General features: G+C 76.5%; 3 protein-coding genes. All 3 read left to right on the forward strand.

The window, feature by feature from the left end; translation table 11 throughout:
- Window positions 1–672 precede the first annotated feature (672 nt).
- The 3 genes from OG500_RS37005 to OG500_RS37015 all read left to right on the forward strand — a co-directional run bounded on the left by OG500_RS37005 (window position 673) and on the right by OG500_RS37015 (window position 21264).
- Complete coding sequence (locus tag OG500_RS37005) at window positions 673–1881, forward strand: cytochrome P450 (RefSeq protein ID WP_329586978.1); 1209 nt, start codon at window positions 673–675, stop codon at window positions 1879–1881.
- Window positions 1882–1976: 95 nt separating this feature from the next.
- Window positions 1977–3344, forward strand: a complete 1368-nt coding sequence (locus tag OG500_RS37010; RefSeq protein ID WP_329586981.1) for a serine hydrolase domain-containing protein — start codon at window positions 1977–1979, stop codon at window positions 3342–3344.
- Between the two features lie 148 nt (window positions 3345–3492).
- Window positions 3493–21264, forward strand: a complete 17772-nt coding sequence (locus tag OG500_RS37015) for a non-ribosomal peptide synthase/polyketide synthase (protein ID WP_329586984.1) — start codon at window positions 3493–3495, stop codon at window positions 21262–21264.
- The last annotated feature ends 8 nt before the right edge of the window (window positions 21265–21272 follow it).

Consider the following 21272-nt stretch of genomic DNA (forward strand, 5'->3'; position numbering starts at 1 on the left):
ACGTCGCGTCGAGTCGGCACCACGTGGCCGCCGGTCGGCTCCAGCTGACCGGCGGCGCGGTGGTGCGGCACCCGGTTCGGTGTTCGGGATCGCTCCACCTCCTCGAAGCGGCCGGGAGCCCGACGGACCGGGCCTCGCGGCAGTTGAACGTGGTCTGGACCGGTCGGCGCCCTGACGGGTGACCGGCCCTGCACCTGCGCAGATGGCACGCAAGTGGCAACTGTCCTTCCAGTTTACCGGGTTGGGGCGCCGACCGCGCGGTTTCCGGGGTTTACGCTGCCGTGGCCGGGCAGACGCAAGGGCGGCGGACCGGCCGGGATATCACACCGCGGCCGGTTTGCGTGAGAGTTGACCCTCGTTCAACCTCAAGGGGTTGCGAGAGAGTGACGCACCGTGAAGACTGTGGCGGGTTCGCCGGTGGTGCCAGGGGAGAGATGCTGGGGGGTTTGCTGCGTCCTGCGCCGCTGCGCGCTGCTCTGCCGCGTGCTGTTCTGCCTCGACAACAGGCCGACGGCATCGGGCCGTTCGCCCCTGCCCTGGGGGCGTTGCCTGGGTCGCACCCGCCTCGTTCGGACGCCTCGTGCGCTCCGGCGCGGTGCGGTTCGCCGTGCCCTGCCCGCGTTGCCCCGCCCGGCCCCGGCTTCCGATCGGAGCCGTGCTCAAGGAGAAGACTTGACTGACCATCAGATACGGTACTCCTCAGTAGGTTTGGAGGACATACCCGAGCGCTGGCGGAAATTGCGCGAGACCGGGCCGGTGCGTTACGAGGAGAGCCAGGACGTCTGGCAGGTCCTGGACCACGAGGGTGTGTCCGCCGTGCTCGCCGACCCGGTCACGTACTCCTCGGACCTCTCCTCCCTCGCTCCCACCCAGGAGGACTTCGAGACCTTCCGGCAGGGCAACTTCGTCGGGATGGACCCGCCGCAGCACCGCACCCTGCGGACGCTGGTGAGCCAGGCGTTCACCCCGCGGGTCGTGCAGGGGCTGGCGCCGCGCATCGAGGCCGTCTGCGCGCAGCTGCTGGACGCCGTCGCGGACCACGACCGCTTCGACCTGGTCGACGCGCTGGCCTATCCGCTGCCCATCATCGTCATCGCCGAACTGCTCGGCGTCCCGGCCGGCGAGCACCTGCTCTTCCAGGAGTGGGCGAGCGTCCTGTTCGGCGGCGACCAGCTCGGCGAGGCCCCCGACATGGCCGACCTCGAACGGGCCCTGGAAGCCATCGCCCCCACCGTCCGGGAGATGAACGGCTACGTCCTGCAGCACATCCGCAACCGCCGCGCCGATCCGGGCGAGGACCTCACCAGCAGGCTGATCGCCGCCGAGGTGAACGGGGTCCGCCTGACGGACGAACAGATGGTCGGCTTCGTGGCCCTGCTGCTGGTCGCCGGGCACGTCACCACGACCGCGCTGCTGGGCAATGCCGTGGTGACCTTCGACCGGCAGCCCGGGGTCGACGCCGCGCTGCGCGCCGACCCCGGCCTGCTGCCGCAGGCCGTCGAGGAGGTGCTGCGCTGGCTGCCGCCCTTCCCCGAGCTGGGGCGCCGCACCACCCGTCCGGTGGTCCTCGGCGGGCACGAACTACCCGCCGACACCCTGCTGATGGCGCACCTGGGCGCCGCCAACCGCGATCCGGCCCGCTTCGAGCGCCCGGACGTCTTCGACGTGAGGCGCCACCCCAATCCCCACCTGACCTTCGGCCACGGCATCCACTTCTGTTTCGGCGCCCCGCTGGCCCGGCTGGAGGCGGACATCGCCCTGCGGATGCTGCAGACCCGGTTCCGCGCGCTCACGATCCCCAGCCACGAGGACGTCGCCTACCAGAACCCGGCCGTCATCCTCGGCGTGCGCCGGTTGCCGGTCGAGGTCGTCAGACGGTAGGTCCGGCGCACCCGCGCCCCGGCCGCCCCGCGCGCTCACCCGCGCCCGGCCGCCACGCCCGCACATGAGACCCAGTCCACGGGAGCCCCCTTCTCATGCTGTACTCCACCACCGCCCCGGTCCGCGAGCGCGCGCCGTTCCTGTTACCGCGAGAGCTGCAGGAGCGGCTCGACGCCCTGGCCCGCGAGCACCGCGTCCCCGGTGCCCAACTCGTCCTGGACACCGGCTCGCAGGTCATCGCGCTGCACACCGGCACGGCCGACGCCGCCACCGGTGCGCCCGTCACCGCGGACACCGCCGTGCCGCTCGGCTCGCTCACCAAGCCCTACACGGCGGCCCTGGTGATGCTCCTGGCCGACGACGGCGACCTCGACCCGGAGGACCTCGTCGCGGAGCACCTGCCCGAGCTGCGACAGCTGCCCGCAGTAACGATCCGGCAGTTGCTGAGCCACACCGGCGGCCTGCCGACCGGCCCCGACTCCGACACCGCGGGGCGGACCACGCCCGCGCACTACCTGGCGGCCGTGTGCACCGCCCAGGACGCGCTCTTCCCGCCCGGGACCGACTTCTCCTACTCCAACGCCGGCTATGTCGCCGCCGGCCGGCTGGTGGAGGAGGTGACCGGCATGCCGTGGCACGAGGCCGTGCGCACCCTGCTCCTGGAACCCCTGGGCACCGTGCCCGCGTTGCTCGGCGACCCGGCCGCCGCCCGGCCGGTCGCCGCCGGCCACGCCGTCAACACCGCCACCGGCCGGGTCCGTCCGGTACGGCAGAACCTGGCGCCGCTGGAGGCCCCGGCAGGCGCCCTGCTGGCGAGTGCCACCGACCTCGCCGCCCTCGGCCGTGCCCTGGCCGGCCGCAGCGAGCTGCTGCCGAAGGACGTCGCGCTGGCGATGCGCAGCCCGCAGCCCGCTGCCCGGCCGGGCGCGCTGGCGGACGGCTGGGGCCTGGGACCGGCCCTCTTCCGGCAGGACGGGCTGCTCTGGTGCGGCCACGACGGCAACGCCCAGGGCACCTCCTGCCACCTGCGGGTCGAACCGGACAGCGGCGTGGTGGTCGCCTTCACCGGCAACGCGGGCGCCGCCACCGCCCTCTGGCGCGACCTCGCCGAGGAACTGGCCCTCCTCACCGGGATCCGGGTGCCCGCCGCGATGGCGCCCGTGGCCCAGCGCGCCACCGCGGCCCAGAGCGCCCCCGTCGCCCTGCCCGAGTGCGCGGGCACCTACGCCAACGGCGGCATCCGCTACCGCGTCGCGCTGGAGCCCGACGGCTCGCCGACGCTCTCGGTCGACGGCGACCTGGCGATCCCGCTGCGCTGTTACCCGGATCTGTCCTGCGATCTGGTCGACCCGGACACCGGCCGCCCCGAGCCCGGCGGACGGTTCCACCGCGACCCCGCCACCGGGGCGATCGACCGGGTCCAGATATCCGGGCGCACCGCGCGCCGCATCGGCCCCGCCTGAGCCGACCCGCCCCGCCCCCCTGCCGACCCGCAGTGCCGGGCCGTGGCCGGGCGCGCCCGCACACCCACCGGCACCGCCCGTGGGTCTGCGGGCCGTTCGCCCGCCCTCGCTCGCGCACGCCTCCCCCCGAGCCAGAAGGACTTCACGCATGGCCGACCAGCCCGACCAGCCCGTAGCCGCGCCCAGCTCGCCGCTGGCCGGCGGTTGTGCCGAGCCGTCCGCCGGCGGCCCGGCCCCGCTGCCGGGGCACCGGACACTCGGTGCGCTGTTCGCCGCCTGGGTCGCCCGCACCCCGCACGCGCCCGCGGTCACCGACGGCCGGCGCACCTGGAGCTACCGCGACCTGGCGGCCCGGGCCGACCGGCTGGCCGACCACCTGGTGCGGCAGGGGGCCGGGCCGGACCGGACGGTGGCGCTCGTGCTGCCCCGCTCGATGGAGCTGATCGCGGCGGAGCTGGCCGTCGCGCGGGCCGGCGCCGCCTTCCTGCCGGTGGACCCGGCCTACCCCGCCGAGCGGCGGGAGCTGATGCTCACCGATGCGGCTCCCGCGGTGACCCTGGACGACCCGGCCCGGGTACGCGAGATCCTGGCGGCGGACCGGGCGACGGGCGACGGTGCCGCCGTTGCCCGGCCCGAGGCTGACGCCGACCACGCCGCCTACGTGATCTACACCTCGGGCTCCACCGGCCGCCCCAAGGGCGTGGTGGTCACCCACCGCGGCATCGGCGGCTTCACCGCGGCCGCCGCCGAGCGCTACGCGGTGGGGCCCGGGGACCGCGTGCTGCAGTTCTCCTCGCCCAGCTTCGACGCCTCGGTGCTGGAGCTGTTCATCTCGGTGCTGTCCGGCGCCACGCTGGTGGTCCCGCCGGACGGCCCCTGGCTCGGCGAGGAGCTCGCCGCCGTGCTGGACGAGCACCGGATCACCCACGCCCTCATCCCGCCCGCGGCGCTGGCCACCCTCCCCGCCCCGGCCGACGGCACCGCGCCGCACCTGCGCACGCTGATCGTGGGCGCCGAGGCCTGCCCGGCCGCGCTGGTGGACCGCTGGGCGCCCGGCCGACGCATGATCAACTCGTACGGCCCCACCGAGACCACCATCGTCGCCAGCTGGACCGGGCCGCTGTCGGCCGGCACCGGCACGCCGACCATCGGCAGCGCACTGCCGCACACCCGGCTGTACGTCCTCGACGCCGCGATGAAGCCACAACTTCCGGGCGTGGACGGCGAGTTGTACGTAGGTGGCGATGCGGTGGCGCGCGGCTACCTGGGCCGCGCCGGCCTGAGCGCCGCGCGCTTCGTCGCCGACCCCTTCGGCACCCCCGGCGCGCGGCTCTACCGCACCGGCGACCGGGCCCGCTGGAGCGCCGAGGGGGAGCTGGAGTACCTGGGCCGGCTCGACCGGCAGGTCAAGCTCCGCGGCTTCCGGATCGAGCCCGGGGAGGTGGAGGCGGCGCTGCGCGAGCAGCCCGGGGTGGCCGAGGCCGTCGTCGTGGTCCGCGAGGACGAGCCCGGCCAGCAGCGGCTGGTCGGCTACGTCACCCCCGCCGAACCCACGGCGGCCCCCGAGCCCGGGGCGCTGCGGGCGGCCCTGGCCGCCGCGCTGCCCGCCCACCTGGTGCCCGCCGCCCTCGTCGTCCTCGCGACCCTGCCGCTCACCGCGCAGCACAAGATCGACCGGCAGGCGCTGCCCGCCCCCGCCCGCCCCGCCGCGACCGGCCGGCTGGCGCCGCGCACCGCGCCCGAGCGCGCCCTGGCCGCCATCTGGGCGCGGGCGCTGGGCGTCGACGCCGTCGGGGCGGACGACGACTTCTTCGAGCTGGGCGGCGACTCGATCCTCGCCGCCAAGGTCCTGGCCCACATCCGGGCGGAGCTCGGCACCCGGCTCACCCTGCGCGACCTCTTCACCGCGCGCTCCGTCGCCGCGCTCGCCCCGCTGCTGGACGGGCGGCAGGTCGCCGCACCGCCGGAGCCGATCCCGCCCGCCCCGCGCGAGCACCCGCTGCCGCTGTCCGGCGCCCAGCGGCGGCTGTGGTTCCTCGACGACCTGAGCGCCGGCAGCACGGAGTACAACACCGGCGTGGTGCTGCGGCTGCGCGGCACGCTGGACCCCGAGGCGCTGCGCCGCGCCCTGCAGCGCCTGACCGCCCGTCACGACTCGCTGCGCACCACCTTCGCCACCGTCGAGGGGCAGGGCGTGCAGCGGATCGCCGGGACGGGCACGCTGCCGCTGCGCACGGCCGATCTCGCCGAGCTGCCCCCGCCGCAGCGGGCCGAGGAGGCCGACCGGCTGCTGACCGAGGAGCTGGGCCGCCGCTACGACCTGGCCACCGGACCGCTCGCCCGGGCGCTGCTGCTGCGTCTGGCCGCCGAGGAGCACCTGCTGCTGCTCGGGCAGCACCACATCATCACCGACGGCTGGTCGGTGGGCGTCCTCACCCGTGAGCTGGCCGCGCTCTACCGCGCCGAGGCCCTGGGCGAGCCGGACGGCCTGCCCGCCCCCGGCCTGCAGTACCCCGACTTCGCCCTGTGGGAGCACCGGCGGGACCGGGCCGAGGACGCCGCGGACCTCGCCTACTGGAAGCGCTCGCTGGCGGGCCTGGAACCCCTGCAGCTGCCCACCGACCGGCCCAGGCCCGAGCTGCGCACCACCGCGGGCGCCGCGCACCGCCACCACCTGCCGGCGCAGCTGGTGGACCAACTGCGCGGGCTCGCCACCGGGCGCGGCGCGACCCTCTTCACCCTGCTGGCCGGGGGCTGCGCGCTGCTCTTCGCGCGCTGGTCGGGTCAGCGCGACGTGGCGTTCGGGACCGTCACCAACGGGCGCGAGCGCCGCGAACTGGAGGAGGTGACGGGCTTCTTCGCCAACACGGTCGTGCTGCGCGGCGAGGTGGACCAGGCGGCCACCGTCGACCGCTTCGTCGAGACCATGCGCACGACCGTGCTGGACGCCTTCGTGCACGCCGCGGTGCCCTTCGACCGGGTGGTCGAGGAGCTGGCCCCGCCCCGGGACCCCAGCCGCACCCCGCTGGTGCAGGTGCTCGTGGTCCAGCAGGCCACCGCCGCCGCCCTGCCGCCCGCCGGCGGCCTGCACTTCGAGGAGCACCCGCTGCCGCGCCCGGCGGCCCGCTTCGACCTGGTGCTGGAGTTCGCCCCGGACGCCACCGGTGGCTGCACGCTGACGGCCGAGTACAACACCGACCTGTTCGACGCGCCGACCGTGGCCCGGATGACCCTGCACCTGCACCGCCTGCTGGCGGGCATGGCGCAGGGCCCGCAGCGCACGCTGGCCGAACTGCCCATGCTCACCGAGGAGGAGCAGCGCGCGCTGCTCGACGCCTGGAATCCGCCCGCACCCGACGGGCCGGACCGGCCGGTCGAGGGCCTGCCCGCGGAGCTCGCCCGGCTGGTCGCCGGCGGCGCCGGGTTCTATCTGCTGGACGGCGCACTGCGCCCGCAACCGCCGGGCGTGGTCGGCGAGTTGTACATCGCTGGCGGCACACCCGCGGAGGGCGACCGGCCCGGCCCGACCGCCGCCCGCTTCGTCGCCGACCCGTTCGGCCGCCCCGGGGCGCTCATGCACCGCACCGGGGAGCTGGCGCGCTGGACCCCCGGGCGCGGACTGGAGTACGTCGGCCGGGCCGACCGGCAGGCCCGGGTCCGCGGCCTCGGCATCGACCTCGGCGAGGTGGAGCAGGCGCTGCGCGGGTGTGCGGGCGTGGCGCAGGCGGCTGCCGCCGTGCTGGCCGACGAGGCCGGCAGGCGCCTGGTCGGCTACGTCGTCCCGGCCCCGCAGAGCGTCCTCGACCCCGAGAGCGTGCGCCGGGCGCTGGGGCGCACCCTGCCCGACCACCTGGTCCCCGGCACCGTCGTGGTGCTGCCCGCGCTGCCGCTCGACGCCGGCGGCGCCCTGGACCGCGGCCGGCTGCCCGACCCGGGACCGGCCGTGCGCACCGTGCGGCACGTCGCCCCCCGCACCCCCACCGAGCAGGCCTTCAGCACCATCTGGGCCGAGATCCTGCAGCTGGAACGGGTCGGCGCGGACGACAACTTCTTCGAACTCGGCGGCGACTCGATCCTGAGCATCCAGGTGGTGGCCCGCGCCCGGCAGGCGGGCCTGCAGGTGACCTCCCGGGACCTCTACCGCCACCAGACGCTCGCCGCCCTCGCCCGGTGCGCGGAGGCGGCGGGCAGCCGGCAGCCGGCCGCTGCCGCCGTGGTGGCCGCCGGCGGACCGAGCCCGCTGACCCCCATCCAGCGCTGGTGGTTCGACAACGCCGCTGGCCGGGCCGGCCACTTCGCCCAGGCGCTCTCCTTGCGACTGCCCGAGGAGGTGGAGCCGGCGGCCCTGGAGGAGGCGCTGAACGACCTGCTCGCCCACCACGACGCGCTGCGCTCCGCCTTCCCGAACGACGTCCCGCCCGCCTTTTCGAACGACGCCCCGCCCGCCGCCGACGCGCAGCCGCGAGCCGACCGCGGTGCCGACGGTGTGCGGTGGCGGATCGAGGACCGGGCGCCCCGGATCGCCCTGCCGCGCCACACCGGCCCCGACACCGACACCCCGCACTTCGGCCCCTTCGACCTGGAGCACGGCCCGCTGCTGCGCGCCGTGCTGCACGAGCGGGGCGCCGGCCGCGCGCCGGTCCTGCACCTGGCGGTGCACCACCTGGTGGTCGACGGCGTCTCCTGGCGGGTGCTGCTGGAGGACCTGGAGACCGCCTACCGCGCCCGTCGCGCGGGCCGCGACGGTGCGGCGGCGCTGCCCGCGAAGTCCTCGCCGCTGCGGCACTGGGCCCGGCGGCTGGCGGACCACGCGGCCGAGGGCGGCTTCGCGGACGAGCGGGCCTACTGGGAGCAGGCCGTCCCCGAGGCGATCGCGCCCCTGCCGACGGACCTGGACGGTGCCGACACCTACGCCTCGGCCCGCTCGGTGACCGTGCGGCTCAGCCCCGCCGACACCGCCGTCCTGCTGCGCACCCTGCCCGACACCTACCGCACCCAGGTCAACGACGTGCTGCTCAGCGCGCTGGGCCGGGCGCTGTGCGCCGCCGACGGGCCGCAGACGGTGGTGGTGGACGTCGAGGGGCACGGCCGGGAGGAACTCTTCCCCGACCTCGACCTCAGCCGCACGGTCGGCTGGTTCACCACCCGCCACCCCGTCGCCCTGGCCGTGCCCGAGCACGCGCAGTGGGACGCCGTCCTCAAGCAGGTCAAGGAGCAGCTGCGCGCCGTCCCGCGGCACGGCCTGGGCTTCGAGGCCCAGCTGCGGCTGGGCCGGCCGGAGTCGGCGCCCAGAGTCGCGCCCGCCCGGATCAGCTTCAACTACCTGGGGCGCCTCGGGTTCGGTGCGGACCCCGCGGGGCTGTTCCGCGGCACCTTCCGGCCGCTGGAGCTGGACGCCGACCCGCTGACGGTCCGTCCGCACGCCCTGGAGGTGGTCGGCCACCTGGACGGTGACGCGCTGGAGTTCACCTGGTTCTACTCCGAGCAGCTGCACCGGCAGGCCACCGTCGAGGCGCTGGCCGCACGGTTCGCCGAGGCGCTGGCCGACCTGGCCGGGTACGCCGCGCAGCCGGGCACGGGCGGGCGCACCCCGTCCGACTTCCCGCTCGCCCGGCTCGACCAGGCCGCGGTGGACCGGATCACGGCGGACGACCCGGGCGCGGTGGCGGACCTCTACCCGCTGACACCGACCCAGTCCGGCATGCTCTTCCACGGCCTGGCCCAGGAGGACAGCGGCGTCTACTTCCAGCAGCTGACCTTCGTCCTGGACGGCGTCGGCGACCCGCACGCGCTGGCCGCGGCCTGGCAGCAGGTCAGCGACCGCACCGAGGTGCTGCGCGCCCGCGTCCGCTGGCAGGACGTGCCCGAGCCGCTGCTGGTGGTGCAGCGCCGGGCGCCGCTGCCGGTCACCCACCTGGACTGGCGCGAGCTGTCCGAGGACGAGCGGGGCGCCCGGCTGGCCGAGCTGCTGGACCGCGACCGGGCGCGCGGCATCGACCTGGCGCAGGCCCCGCTGCAGCGCCTGGTGCTCGCCCGGACCGGCGAGCGCGGCGTGCGGGTGGTGTGGTCCTTCCACCACCTGGTGCTGGACGGCTGGAGCCTGTTCCAGGTGCTCTCCGACGTCTTCGCCGCCCACGCGGCGCTGCCCGGGGCGGCTGCCCTGCCCGAGCGCCGCCCGTACGGTGATTACGTGGCCTGGCTGCGCGAGCGCGACTGGGCGCGGGCCGAGCGGCACTGGCAGCAGCGCCTGGCCGGCCTGACCGAGGCCACCGCGCTGCCCTTCGACCGCGAGCCGCGCCACAGCCACCGCGCGGAGTCCACCCAGGCGGTGAGGGTCACGCTGCCGGCGGCCGGCACCCGGGCGCTGGAGCAGCTCGCCAAGCGCTCCGGCCTCACGCTGAACACCCTGGTCCAGGGCGCCTGGGCGCTGCTGCTGGGCCGTCAGGCGGGCCGGGACGAGGTGGTGTTCGGCACCACCGTCTCGGGCCGTCCGGACGAGCTGCCCGGCGCCGAGGCGATGACCGGCCTGTTCATCACCACGCTGCCCACCCGGGTCGCGGTGCCGGGCGAGGGCACCCTGCTCGACTGGCTGCGCACCCTGCAGCGCGAGCAGAGCGAGGACCGCCGCTTCGACTTCGTCCCGCTCACCCGGATCCGTGGCTTCACCGAACTCCCCGAGCGGGTCGCCCTGTTCGACAGCATCGTGGTGTTCGAGAACTACCCGGTGGACGGGGACCTCGCCGCCGCGCACGGGCTCGCCCTGAGCGAGCTGGACGGCATCGAGACCACCAACTACCCGCTGAGCCTGGTGGCCTATCCGGGGCCGGAGCTGGCGCTGCGGCTGTGCTACGACCCGGAGCTGTTCGACGCCGCCACCGTGCGACGGCTGGCCGGCCACCTCACGGTGCTGCTGGGCGGCATGCCCGAGAACGCTCAACTTGCGCCCAAGAACGTGCCGTTGCTGACCGCCGAGGCGCGCGCCCAGGTGCTCCACGGGTGGAACGACACCGGGACCGAGCTGCCCGAGCGCAGCGTCGCCGAGCTCTTCGCCGAGCAGGTGCGCCGCACGCCCGAGGCCGTCGCGCTGGAGGCCGGCCGGCAGCGCCTGAGCTACCGCGAACTCGACGACCGCGCCGAGGCGCTGGCCCGGCGGCTGCTCGCGCTCGGCGCCCGGGTGGAGAGCCCGGTCGGCGTGCTGATGGACCGCTGCGTCGGGCTGGTCGTCGCCCAACTGGCCCTGGCCCGCACCGGCGCGGTCTACCTGCCGCTGGACGGCCGGGCCCCGCGCGAGCGGCTGCGCCGGATGCTGGACCAGGCCGGCGCCGGGTTGCTGCTCACCGACGAGCCGTGGGAGCGGACGGCCCGCGAGCTGGACCCGGAGGGGGGAGTGCTGCTGCTCGACGCGGCGGGCGCCGCGGCCGGGCCCGAGCCGGCCGGCGCGCTGCCCGCCCCCGCCGTCCACCCCGACAACGTGCAGTACCTGATGTTCACCTCCGGCTCCACCGGCACCCCCAAGGGCGTCGCGGTGCGCCAGCGCGACGTGGCCGCGCTCGCCCTGGACCGCTCCTTCGCCGGCCACGACCGGGTGCTGGTGCACTCCCCGCACGCCTTCGACGCCGCCACCTACGAGGTCTGGGTGCCGCTGCTGCGCGGCGGCACGGCCGTGCTGCTGCCGCCGGTGGAGCTGGACGCCGAGCAGGTCCGGCGCGCCATCACGGACCAGGGCGTGCGCTGCCTGTGGCTGACCGTCGGCCTGCTGCGCCTGCTCGCCCAGGAGGACCCGGGCTGCCTGCGCGGCGCCCGCGAGGTGTGGACCGGCGGCGAGGCCGTGCCGGGCGCGGTGGTGCGCCGGGTGCTGGACGCCTGCCCCGGCCTGACCGTGGTGGACGGCTACGGCCCGACCGAGACCACCACCTTCGCCACCCGCCGGGCCTACCGCGCCGGTGACGCGCTGCCCGCCGTGCTGCCGATCGGGCGCCCGCTGGACAACACCCGGGCGTACGTGCTGGACGACACGCTGCAGCCGCAACCACCGGGCATCGCAGGGGCGTTGTACATCGCCGGGGCCGGGCTGGCACGGGGCTACGCGGGACGGCCCGGCGAGAGTGCGGCCCGCTACCTGGCCGACCCCTTCGGGCCGCCCGGGAGCCGGATGTACCGCACCGGCGACACCGCGCGCTGGAGCGAGGACGGCGAACTGCACTTCGTGGGCCGCGCCGACGACCAGATCAAGATCCGCGGCTTCCGGATCGAACCCGCCGAGATCGAGGCACGGCTGACCGCCCACCCGGACGTCGCCGAAGCCGTCGTCTCGCTCCACCAGGACGCCGGGCGCAAGCGCCTGACCGCTCACCTGCTCCCGGCCGCCGGCGCCGAGCTGCCGTCCGCCGCCGTGCTGCGCGCCCATCTGGCGGCCGAGCTGCCCGACTACATGCTGCCCGCCGCCTTCGTCGCGGTGCCGGCGCTGCCGCTGACGGCCAACGGCAAGGTGGACCGGCGGCGGCTGCCCGCCCCCGACTGGTCGGCGGCCGGCGACAGCGCCTACCGCGCCCCGCGCACCGGGACCGAGCGGGTGCTGGCCGACCTCTGGGCCGAGCTGCTGGGCGTGGCGCGGGTCGGCGTCGACGACAACTTCTTCATGCTGGGCGGCGATTCGATCCTCAGCATCCAGGTCGTCTCCCGCGCGCGTGCCGCCGGGATCGCGCTGAGCCCGCGCGACCTGTTCCGGCGGCCCACCATCGCGGCGCTGGCCGCCTCCGCCGGTAGCGCCGTCGCCGTCGCGGGCACCGAACCGGTGCACGGCGAGGTCGGGCTCACCCCCATCCAGCACTGGTTCCTCGACCCCCGCCCCGCGCACGCCGACTTCTTCAACCAGTCCCTCGTGCTGCAGGTGCCCGCCGGGACCGACCCGGCCCTGCTGCGCCGCGCCCTGACGGCCCTGTGGGTCCACCACGACGCCCTGCGCTCATCGTTCGGCACCGGGCAGGACGGCGCCTGGCAGCAGGACTGCGCCCCCGCCGAGGCCCCCGCGCCCGAGCTGCTGGAGGTCTGCGACCTCGGCGGCCTGGACGAGGCGGCGGCCGAGCGGGCCGAGGCCGAGCTGACGGCGGCGGCGCACGCGTCGTTCCGCCTGGACGCCCGCCCGCTGCTCACCGCCCGGCTCTTCACCGCTGGCGGCGCCCGCCCGGCCCGGCTGCTGCTGGCGGTGCACCACCTGGTGGTCGACGGCGTCTCCTGGCGGGTGCTGCTGGAGGACCTGGAGACCGCCTACCGGCAGGCCGCCGAAGGCCGCCCGCTGCGCCTGCCCGCCCGCACCACCTCGGTGCGCGAGTGGACGCGCCGGCTGCGCGCGCACCTCGCCGGCGGCGGCTTCGCGGACCAGCGCGCCCACTGGGAGGCGGTCGCCCGCCAGTGCGCCGTCCCGCTGCCGCAGGACGGCGAGGGCCCGAACACCATCGCCGAGACCCGGGTGGTGACGGTCCGGCTGGACCGCGAGCGCACCGACGCGCTGCTGCGCCAGGTGCCCGGGGTCTACCGCACCCGGATCGACGACGTGCTGCTCACCGCCCTCGGCCAGGTGCTGGCCCGGTGGACCGGGCGGCGCACCGTGGCGGTCGGCCTGGAGGGGCACGGCCGCGCCGACCACCTGTTCGAGGACGTCGACCTCTCCCGCACGGTGGGCTGGTTCACCAGCCTCTACCCGGTCGCCCTGCAGCTGCCCGAGGGGGACTGGGACACCGCGCTGAAGTCGGTCAAGGAACAGCTGCGGGCGGTGCCGGACCAGGGCCTGGGCTACGGCGCGCTGCGTTACCTGGGCCGCGAGGAGAGCCTGGCCGGTGCGAAGACCCCCGGCATCAGCTTCAACTACCTGGGCCGCTTCGCCTGGGCCGCCGAGGCCGCGGAGGCGGCCGCAGACGGCAGGGACGGCGCCGCCCTGGTCCGCGCCGTCCCCGGCGGCCTGGGCGGCGCGGAGGCGCCCGGCACGCCGCGCCCGCACCTGCTGGACGTGGTGGCCCGGGTCGAGGACGACGAGCTGGAGATCGGCTGGTACTACAGCAGCGCCCGGCACCGCGAGACGACCGTCGCCTCGCTCGCCGAGGGCATGCTGCACGCGCTGGAGGGCATCGTCGCCCACTGCGCCCGGCCCGGGGCCGGCGGCCGCACCCCCTCCGACTTCCCGCTCGCCCGCCTCGACCAGGCGGCCGTGGACCGGCTGGTCGGCGACGGCCGCGCGGTGGCGGACCTCTACCCGCTGACGCCGATGCAGGCGGGCATGCTCTTCCACAGCCTGCTGGACCCGCACGGCCGCACCTACGTCAACCAGGTGCAGCTGGTGCTGAACGGCGTCACCGACCCGCGCGCGCTGGCCGAGGCCTGGCAGCGGACCGCGGACGCCAACCCGATCCTGCGGACCGAACTGGCCTGGCAGGAGAGCGCCGAGCCGGTGCAGATCGTGCGGCCGCGGGCCACCGTCGCGGTGACGCACCACGACTGGAGCGGGCAGCCGGGCGAGGACGTCGAACGCGCGACGGCCCGCCTGCTCGCCGAGGACCGCGAGTCGGGCATCGACCTGGGCACCGCGCCGCTGATGCGCCTGGCCCTGATCCGGCTCTCGCCGACCCGGGTGCGGCTGGTGTGGACCTTCCACCACGTGCTGCTCGACGGGTGGAGCGCGGCCCAGGTCTTCGACGAGGTGTGCGAGCGCTACGCCGCCCTCACCACCGGAGGCCGCCCGCAGCTGCCCGAACGCGCCCCCTTCGCCGACTACCTGCGCTGGCTGGCCCTTCAGGACACCGCCGCGGCCGAGCGGTACTGGCGCGAGAGCCTGGCCGGCTTCCTCGCCCCGACCGAACTGCCCCGCGACCGGCGCCCCGCCGAGGCGCACCGCGCCTCCTCCTCGTCCTCGGTGCGGGTGACGCTGGAGAGCGGGCTGTCGGCGCGGCTGCGGGAGCAGGCCCAGCAGGCGGGGCTGACCGTCAACACCGTCGTGCAGGGCGCCTGGGCGCTGCTGCTCTCGCGCTACGGCGGCGGCGAGGACGTGGTGTTCGGCACCATCGTCTCCGGCCGGCCCGCCGAACTGGCGGGCGTCACCTCGATGGTGGGCCTGTTCATCAACACCCAGCCCACCCGGGTGCGGATCGCGGCCGAACGCCCGCTGCTCGACTGGCTGCGCGAGCTGCAGGCCGCCCAGTCCGAGGCCAGGCGGCACGACTTCGTCTCGCTCGCCCAGCTCCAGTCCTGGAGCGAGGTGCCCGGCGGGACGAGCCTGTTCGACAGCATCGTGGTCTTCGAGAACTACCCGTTCGACGAGGACGCGGTGGCCCGGCACGGCCTGTCGGTCGAGTCGGAACGCGACGTGGAGCCGACCAGCTACCCGCTCAGCGTGGTGGTCGCCCCCGGCGAGGCCCTGACCGTCAACCTCGACTACGACCCGGCCGCCTTCGACGCCGCCACCGTCGAGGGCATCGGGGCGAGCCTGCGCACCCTGCTGGCGGCGATGGCCGCGGGCCTGACCGGCCCGCTCGCCGAACTGCCGCTGCTGGAGCCCGAGCAGGGCCGCGCACTCCTGCGACGCTTCGGCGGGACGGTGACCGAAGCACCGCACGCCACGCTGCCCGAGGCCTTCGCCCGCCAGGCCGCGCGCACCCCCGAGGCGGTGGCCGTGCGCTGCGGCGACCAGGCGCTGACCTACCGGGAGGTGGCCGAGCGCGCCAACCGGCTGGCCCGGCTGCTGATCGCCGCCGGCGCCGGGCCCGAGCGCTTCGTCGCGCTCGCGCTGCCGCGCACCGCCGACCTGGTCGTGGCGCTGCTCGCCGTCCTCGGCAGCGGCGCCGGCTACCTGCCGGTGGACCCGGGCTACCCGGCCGAGCGCATCGCGTTCCTCTTCGAGGACGTGCGGCCCGACGCCGTCATCACCAGTACCGCCGGCGCCGAGCGGCTGCCGCAGGGCACGTTCACCCGGATCGTGCTGGACGACCCCGTGTGCGCGGCGCAGCTGGCCGCCGCCTCGGGCGCCGCGCTCGGCGACGACGAGCGGCGGGCCGCCCTGCGGCCGGAGCACCCCGCCTACGTGATCCACACCTCCGGCTCCACCGGCCGCCCCAAGGGCGTGGTGGTCGCCCACGCCTCGGTGCTGGCCCTGACCGACTGGGCCGCCGCCGAGTTCGCCGGCCGGGGCCTGGCCCACGTGGTGGCCGCCACCTCGCTCAACTTCGACGTCTCGGTGTTCGAGATCTTCGCGCCGCTGCTCTCGGGCGGCTGCGTGGAGATCGTCCGCGACCTGCTGGCGCTGGCCGAGCGCCCCGAGCCGTGGCGGGCCGGACTGCTCAGTGCGGTGCCCTCGGCGCTGGGCCGGCTGCTGGCCGAGGACGCCCTCCAACTGACCGCCGAGACGGTGGTGCTGGCGGGCGAGGGCCTGCCCGCCCGGACCGTGCGCCAGGTGCGCGCGGCGGTCCCCGGCTGCCGGGTGCTGAACATCTACGGCCCCACCGAGGCCACCGTCTACGCCACCGCCTTCACCTGCGACCCCGCCGACCCCGACCGCGACCCGCCGATCGGGCGGCCGGTCGGCGGCGCCCGGGCCTACGTGCTGGACGAGCGGCTGCGCCCGGTGCCCGTCGGCGCGCCCGGGGAGCTGTTCCTGGCCGGCACCGGCGTGGCCCGCGGCTACCTGCGCCGCCCGGGCCTGACCGCGCAGCGCTTCGTCGCCGACCCGTTCGGCGCGCCGGGCGAGCGGATGTACCGCACCGGCGACCTGGTGCGCTGGAGCGCCGAGGGCGACCTGGTCTACGTCGGGCGCAGCGACGACCAGGTGAAGGTGCGCGGCTTCCGGATCGAACTCGGCGAGGTGGAGGCCGCGCTGGCCCGCCACCCCCGGGTGTCGGCCGCCGCGGCCCGGGTGGTGGAGCACGAGGGCCACCGCCGCCTGGTGGGCTACGCGGTCGCCCGCGACGGCGAGCTGCCCGATGCCGCCGGCTGGCGCGCCTTCCTCGGCCGCACGCTGCCCGAGCACCTGGTGCCCGCCGTGGTGGTGCCGCTCGCGCGGCTGCCGCTGGGCGCCACCGGCAAGCTCGACCGGCGCGCGCTGCCCGAGCCGCGCTGGGCCGCCCCGGCCGGCGGCGGCGAGCGGGCGCCGCGCACCGGCGCGGAGCAGACGCTCGCCGCGATCTGGTCCGAGGTGCTGGGCGTGCCCGAGGTGCACGCCGACGACAACTACTTCGCGCTCGGCGGGGACTCGATCCTGGGCATCCAGATCGTCTCGGCCGCCCGCCGCGCGGGCCTGTCGCTCACCCCCCGGCACCTGTTCGCCCACCAGACGCTGGCCGAACTCGCGCTGGCCGCCGAGCACGCGCCGGTCGCGGCGGTCGCCGCCGAGCAGGGCGCGGTGGTGGGCGAGGTCCCGCTCGGCCCCGTCCAGCACTGGCTCTTCGACACCCTCGGCGGCGATCCGGCCCGCCTCACCCAGGCGGTCTCCTTCGAGCTCGCCGCCGACCCGGACGAGGCACTGCTGCGCGCCGCGCTGGCCGCCGTGCTGGACCACCACGACGCGCTGCGCCTGCGCTTCGAGGCGGCCGGCCAGGGGGAGTGGCGCCAGTACGGCAGCGCCCCCGGCGCGGCCCCCGACCTGCGGGTGCACGACCTGTCCGGCGAGGCGGACGCCGAGGCACGGCTGGCGGCGCTGACCGAGGAGCTGGCCGACGGATTCGACCTGGCGGCAGGGGAGCTGCTGCGTGCCGCGCTCTGCCGCCGGGGCCAGGACCGGCCCCCGGTCCTGCTGCTGGCGGCCCATCACCTGGTGGTGGACGCGGTCTCCTGGCGGCTGATCCTCACCGACCTGGAGCGCGCCCACCAGGCGCTGCGCGCGGGCGAGCGGCCCGTCCTCGGGCCCAAGAGCACCTCGTTCCGCGCCTGGGTCCACAAGCTGGCCGCGCACACCGCGGCCGGCGGCTTCGACGACGAACTCGCCCACTGGCAGGAGACCGGGCGCGACACCGCGGGCGAGCTTCCCCGGGACCTGCCCGGCGCCAACACCGGCGCCACCGAGCGCTCGCTGACCGTCGCCCTGGACGCCGAGGAGACCCGCCGGCTGCTCCAGGAGGTGCCGGAGGTCTACCGCACCCGGGTCAACGACGTGCTGCTGTGCGCGCTGGGCCGGGTGCTGGCCCGCTGGACCGGGCGGGACCGGGTGGCGGTGGCGCTGGAGGGCCACGGCCGCGAGGAGCTCTTCGCCGACGTCGACCTCGCCCGCACGGTGGGCTGGTTCACCACGATGTACCCCCTCGCCCTGGACGTGCCCCGCCGGGCCGACCTGGGCAGCGCGCTGAAGGCGGTCAAGGAGAGCCTGCGGGCCGTGCCGCGCGGCGGGCTGGGCCACGGCGCGCTGCGCCACCTGCACCCCGCGCCCGGCCCGCAGCTGCCCGCGCTGCCGCAGATCGGCTTCAACTACCTGGGCCGCCAGGACTGGAGCCCCACCCCGGGCGGCCTGCTGCTCGGGCCGCACGGCCCGCTCACCGGCGGGATGGACCGCTCGGCACAGCGGCCGCACCTGCTGGACGTGCTCGGGCAGGTGAGCCAGGGGCGACTGGAGTTCACCTGGTCCTACTCCGGCGAGGTCCACCGGCGCGAGACCGTGGCCCGGCTCGCGGCCGAACTGGCCGAGGAGCTGCGGGCGATCGTCGCGCACTGCGCCGAACCCGGGGCCGGCGGCCGTACCCCCTCCGACTTCCCGCTCGCCCGGCTGGACCAGGCAGGCGTGGACCGGCTGGTCGGCACCGGCCGGCAGGTGGCGGAGGTGTACCCGCTGACCCCCACCCAGACCGGCATGGTCGTGCACGGCCTGGACGAGGCGGACAGCGGCCTCTACATCGAGCAGATCACCTTCGTGCTGGACGGCGTGGGCGAGCCGGCCGCGCTGGCCGCCGCCTGGCAGCACGTGGTCGACCGCACCCCGGTGCTGCGCACCGCCGTGGCGCTGACCGGCGTGCCGGTGCCGCTGCAGGTGGTGCACCGGCAGGTGGAGCTGCCGGTGACCGAGCACGACTGGAGCGGGCTGCCGGCCGAGCGCTGCCAGGCCGAGCTGGCGAAGCTCTTCGCCGACCAGCGGGCCGAACTGACCTTGCAGCAGGCCCCGCTGCTGCGCCTGGCCCTGGTCCGGCTCGCGCCCCGGACGGTGCGGGTGGTGTGGACCTTCCACCACGTCCTGCTGGACGGCTGGAGCGTCTTCCACGTCCTGGGCGACGTGCTGGCCGCCCATGCCGCGCTGGCGCGGGGCGAGCGGCCGAGCCTGCCCGAGCGCCGGCCCTTCGGCGACTACGCGGCCTGGCTGGCCGCCCGCGACACCGACCGCGCGGTCGAGCACTGGCGCCAGACGCTGGCGGGCCTGAGCGCGCCCACCGCGCTGCCCTACGACCGCCGGCCCGAGCAGCACACCACGGCCCGCTCCGCCGACTGGCTCTCCCAGCAGCTCGACGAGGCCGCCACCGGCCGGCTCACCGCGTTCGCCCGCCGCCACCGGCTGACCCTCAACACCCTGGTGCAGGGCGCCTGGGCACTGCTGCTGTCGCGCTGGAGCGGCGAGGCGCAGGTCTGCTTCGGCACCACCGTCTCCGGCCGGCCCACCGACCTGATCGGCGCCGACACCATCGTGGGGCTCTTCATCACCACGCTGCCCGCGCGGGTCACCGTCGACGGTCGGGCCGCCAGCGGTGCCTGGCTGCGCGAGGTGCAGCAGGCGCGCGCGGAGGACCGCCGGTTCGACCACCTGCCACTGGGCGAGATCCACGCGCTGGGCGAGGTGCCCCCGGGGACGCCGCTCTTCGACAGCCTGGTGGTCTTCGAGAACTACCCGGTCGGGGACGCCACGGCCGGCGCCCACGGCCTGCGGATCCGCGACCTGGACGCCCGGGAGGCCACCAACTACCCCCTGACCGTGGTCATTTCCCCCGGTGACCGGCTCAGCGTGGAACTCGGCTACGACGCCCGCTGCTTCGAGCCGGCCACCGCCGAAGCGCTGGCCGGCCAGCTGCTGCACACGCTGACCGCCCTGGCCGCCGGCGACGGCACGGCGCGCCTGGACGACCTCGACGTGCTGCCCGCCGAGCAGCGGGCCCACCTGCTGCGCGGCACGGCGCGCCCGCCGCTCGCCCCGGCGCCCGCGGCCACCCTGCCCGCGCTGGTGGAGGCCGCGGTCGACCGGTGGCCGGCCGCGGTGGCGCTGAGCGGCGCCGGGCCAAAGCTCTCCTTCGCCGAGGCCGAGCGGCACGCCAACCGGCTGGCGCACCGCCTGATCGCCCGCGGCGCGGGCCCCGGCGACCTCGTCGCCCTGCTGCTGCCGCGCTCGGCGGACATGGTGCTCGCCCAGCTGGCGGTGGCGAAGGCGGGCGCCGCCTTCCTGCCCGTCGACCCGGGCTACCCGGACGAGCGGGTCGAGCTGATGCTGCGGGACGCCCGCCCCGCGCTGACCCTGGACGCCAAGGAGGTCGCCGAGCTGCTCGCGGCACCGCAGGGCGTGCCCGACCACCGGCCCACCGACGCGGACCGCCGGCGCCCGCTCGACCTGGACGACCCGGCCTACGTGATCTACACCTCCGGCTCGACCGGCACCCCCAAGGGCGTGCTGGTCACCCACCGCGGGCTCGCGGCCTTCGCCGCGGCCGAGGCCGCGCACTACCAGGTGGCCCCGGGGGACCGGGTGCTGGCCTTCGCCACGCCCAGCTTCGACGCCTGCGTCCTGGAGCTGTGCATGTCGCTGCCGCACGGCGCCCGCCTGGTGATCCCGGCTCCCGGCCCGCTGCTCGGCGCCCAACTCGCCCAGGTGCTGCGGGAGGAGCGCATCACCCACACCCTGCTGCCGCCGGCCGCGCTGGCCACCGTGGCGGCCGAGGCGGCGGGCACGCTGCCCGCCCTGAAGACCCTGGTGGTGGGCGCGGAGGCGTGCGGCGCCGAACTCGTGGCCCGCTGGGCCCCGCACCACCGCATGGTCAACTCCTACGGGCCCACCGAGGCCACCGTGGTCGCCACCTGGTCGGCGCCGCTGCTGGCCGACGGCGCCGCGCCGCCGATCGGCCGCCCGCTGCCCGGCACCCGCGCCTACGTGCTGGACGCCCGGCTGCGCCCGGTGCCCGACGGCGTGCCGGGGGAGCTGTGGCTGAGCGGGGCGGCCCTGGCCCGCGGCTACCTGGGCCGCCCGGGCCTGACCGCCACCCGCTTCACCGCCGACCCGTTCGGCGCACCGGGCACCCGGATGTACCGCACCGGCGACCGGGTGCGCCGCGACGCCCACGGCGAGCTGCACTACCTGGGCCGCACCGACCACCAGCTCAAGCTGCGCGGCCACCGCATCGAGGCGGGCGAGGTGGAGGCCGCCCTGGTGCGCCACCCGGGCGTCGTGGACGCGGTGGTGAGCGTGCGCGAGGACGACACGGGGCAGCCGCGCCTGGTCGCCCACCTGCTCGCCGTCCCGGGCGCCGAGCAGCCGGGCGGCGCCGAGCTGCGCGCGCTGGTCGCCCGCTCGCTGCCCGGCTACATGGTCCCCTCGGCGTTCGCGGTGCTGGAGCGGTTCCCGCTCACCGAGAACGGCAAGACCGACCGGGCGGCGCTGCCCGACCCCACCCCCGCCGAGGCGGAGCCGGCCGAGCACCTGGCACCGCGCACGCCCACCGAGGAGGCGGTGGCGGCCATCTGGGCCGAGACCCTGGCGACGGCGGTCGGCGTGACGGACGACTTCTTCCTGCTCGGCGGCGACTCCATGCGCGCCCTGCTGATCGCCTCCCGGGCCAACGACGCCTTCGCGCTCGCGCTCACCCCCCGCGACGTCCTCGTCTCGCGCACGGTGGCCGCATTCGCGGAGCTGGTGGAGGACCAGGTGCTCAGCGAACTCGAAGCCGCCGCCCACGGCGACCACGACGATGACGAACGGTGAGGAACGGA

It is taken from the genome of Kitasatospora sp. NBC_01250 (assembly GCF_036226465.1).
Classification (GTDB): Bacteria; Actinomycetota; Actinomycetes; order Streptomycetales; family Streptomycetaceae; genus Kitasatospora.

Excerpts from the sequence above, each read along its gene's own strand:
- OG500_RS37010 (WP_329586981.1), top strand. The coding sequence starts at position 1,977 with ATGCTGTACTCCACCACCGCCCCGGTCCGCGAGCGCGCGCCGTTCCTG.
- OG500_RS37015 (WP_329586984.1), top strand. The coding sequence starts at position 3,493 with ATGGCCGACCAGCCCGACCAGCCCGTAGCCGCGCCCAGCTCGCCGCTG.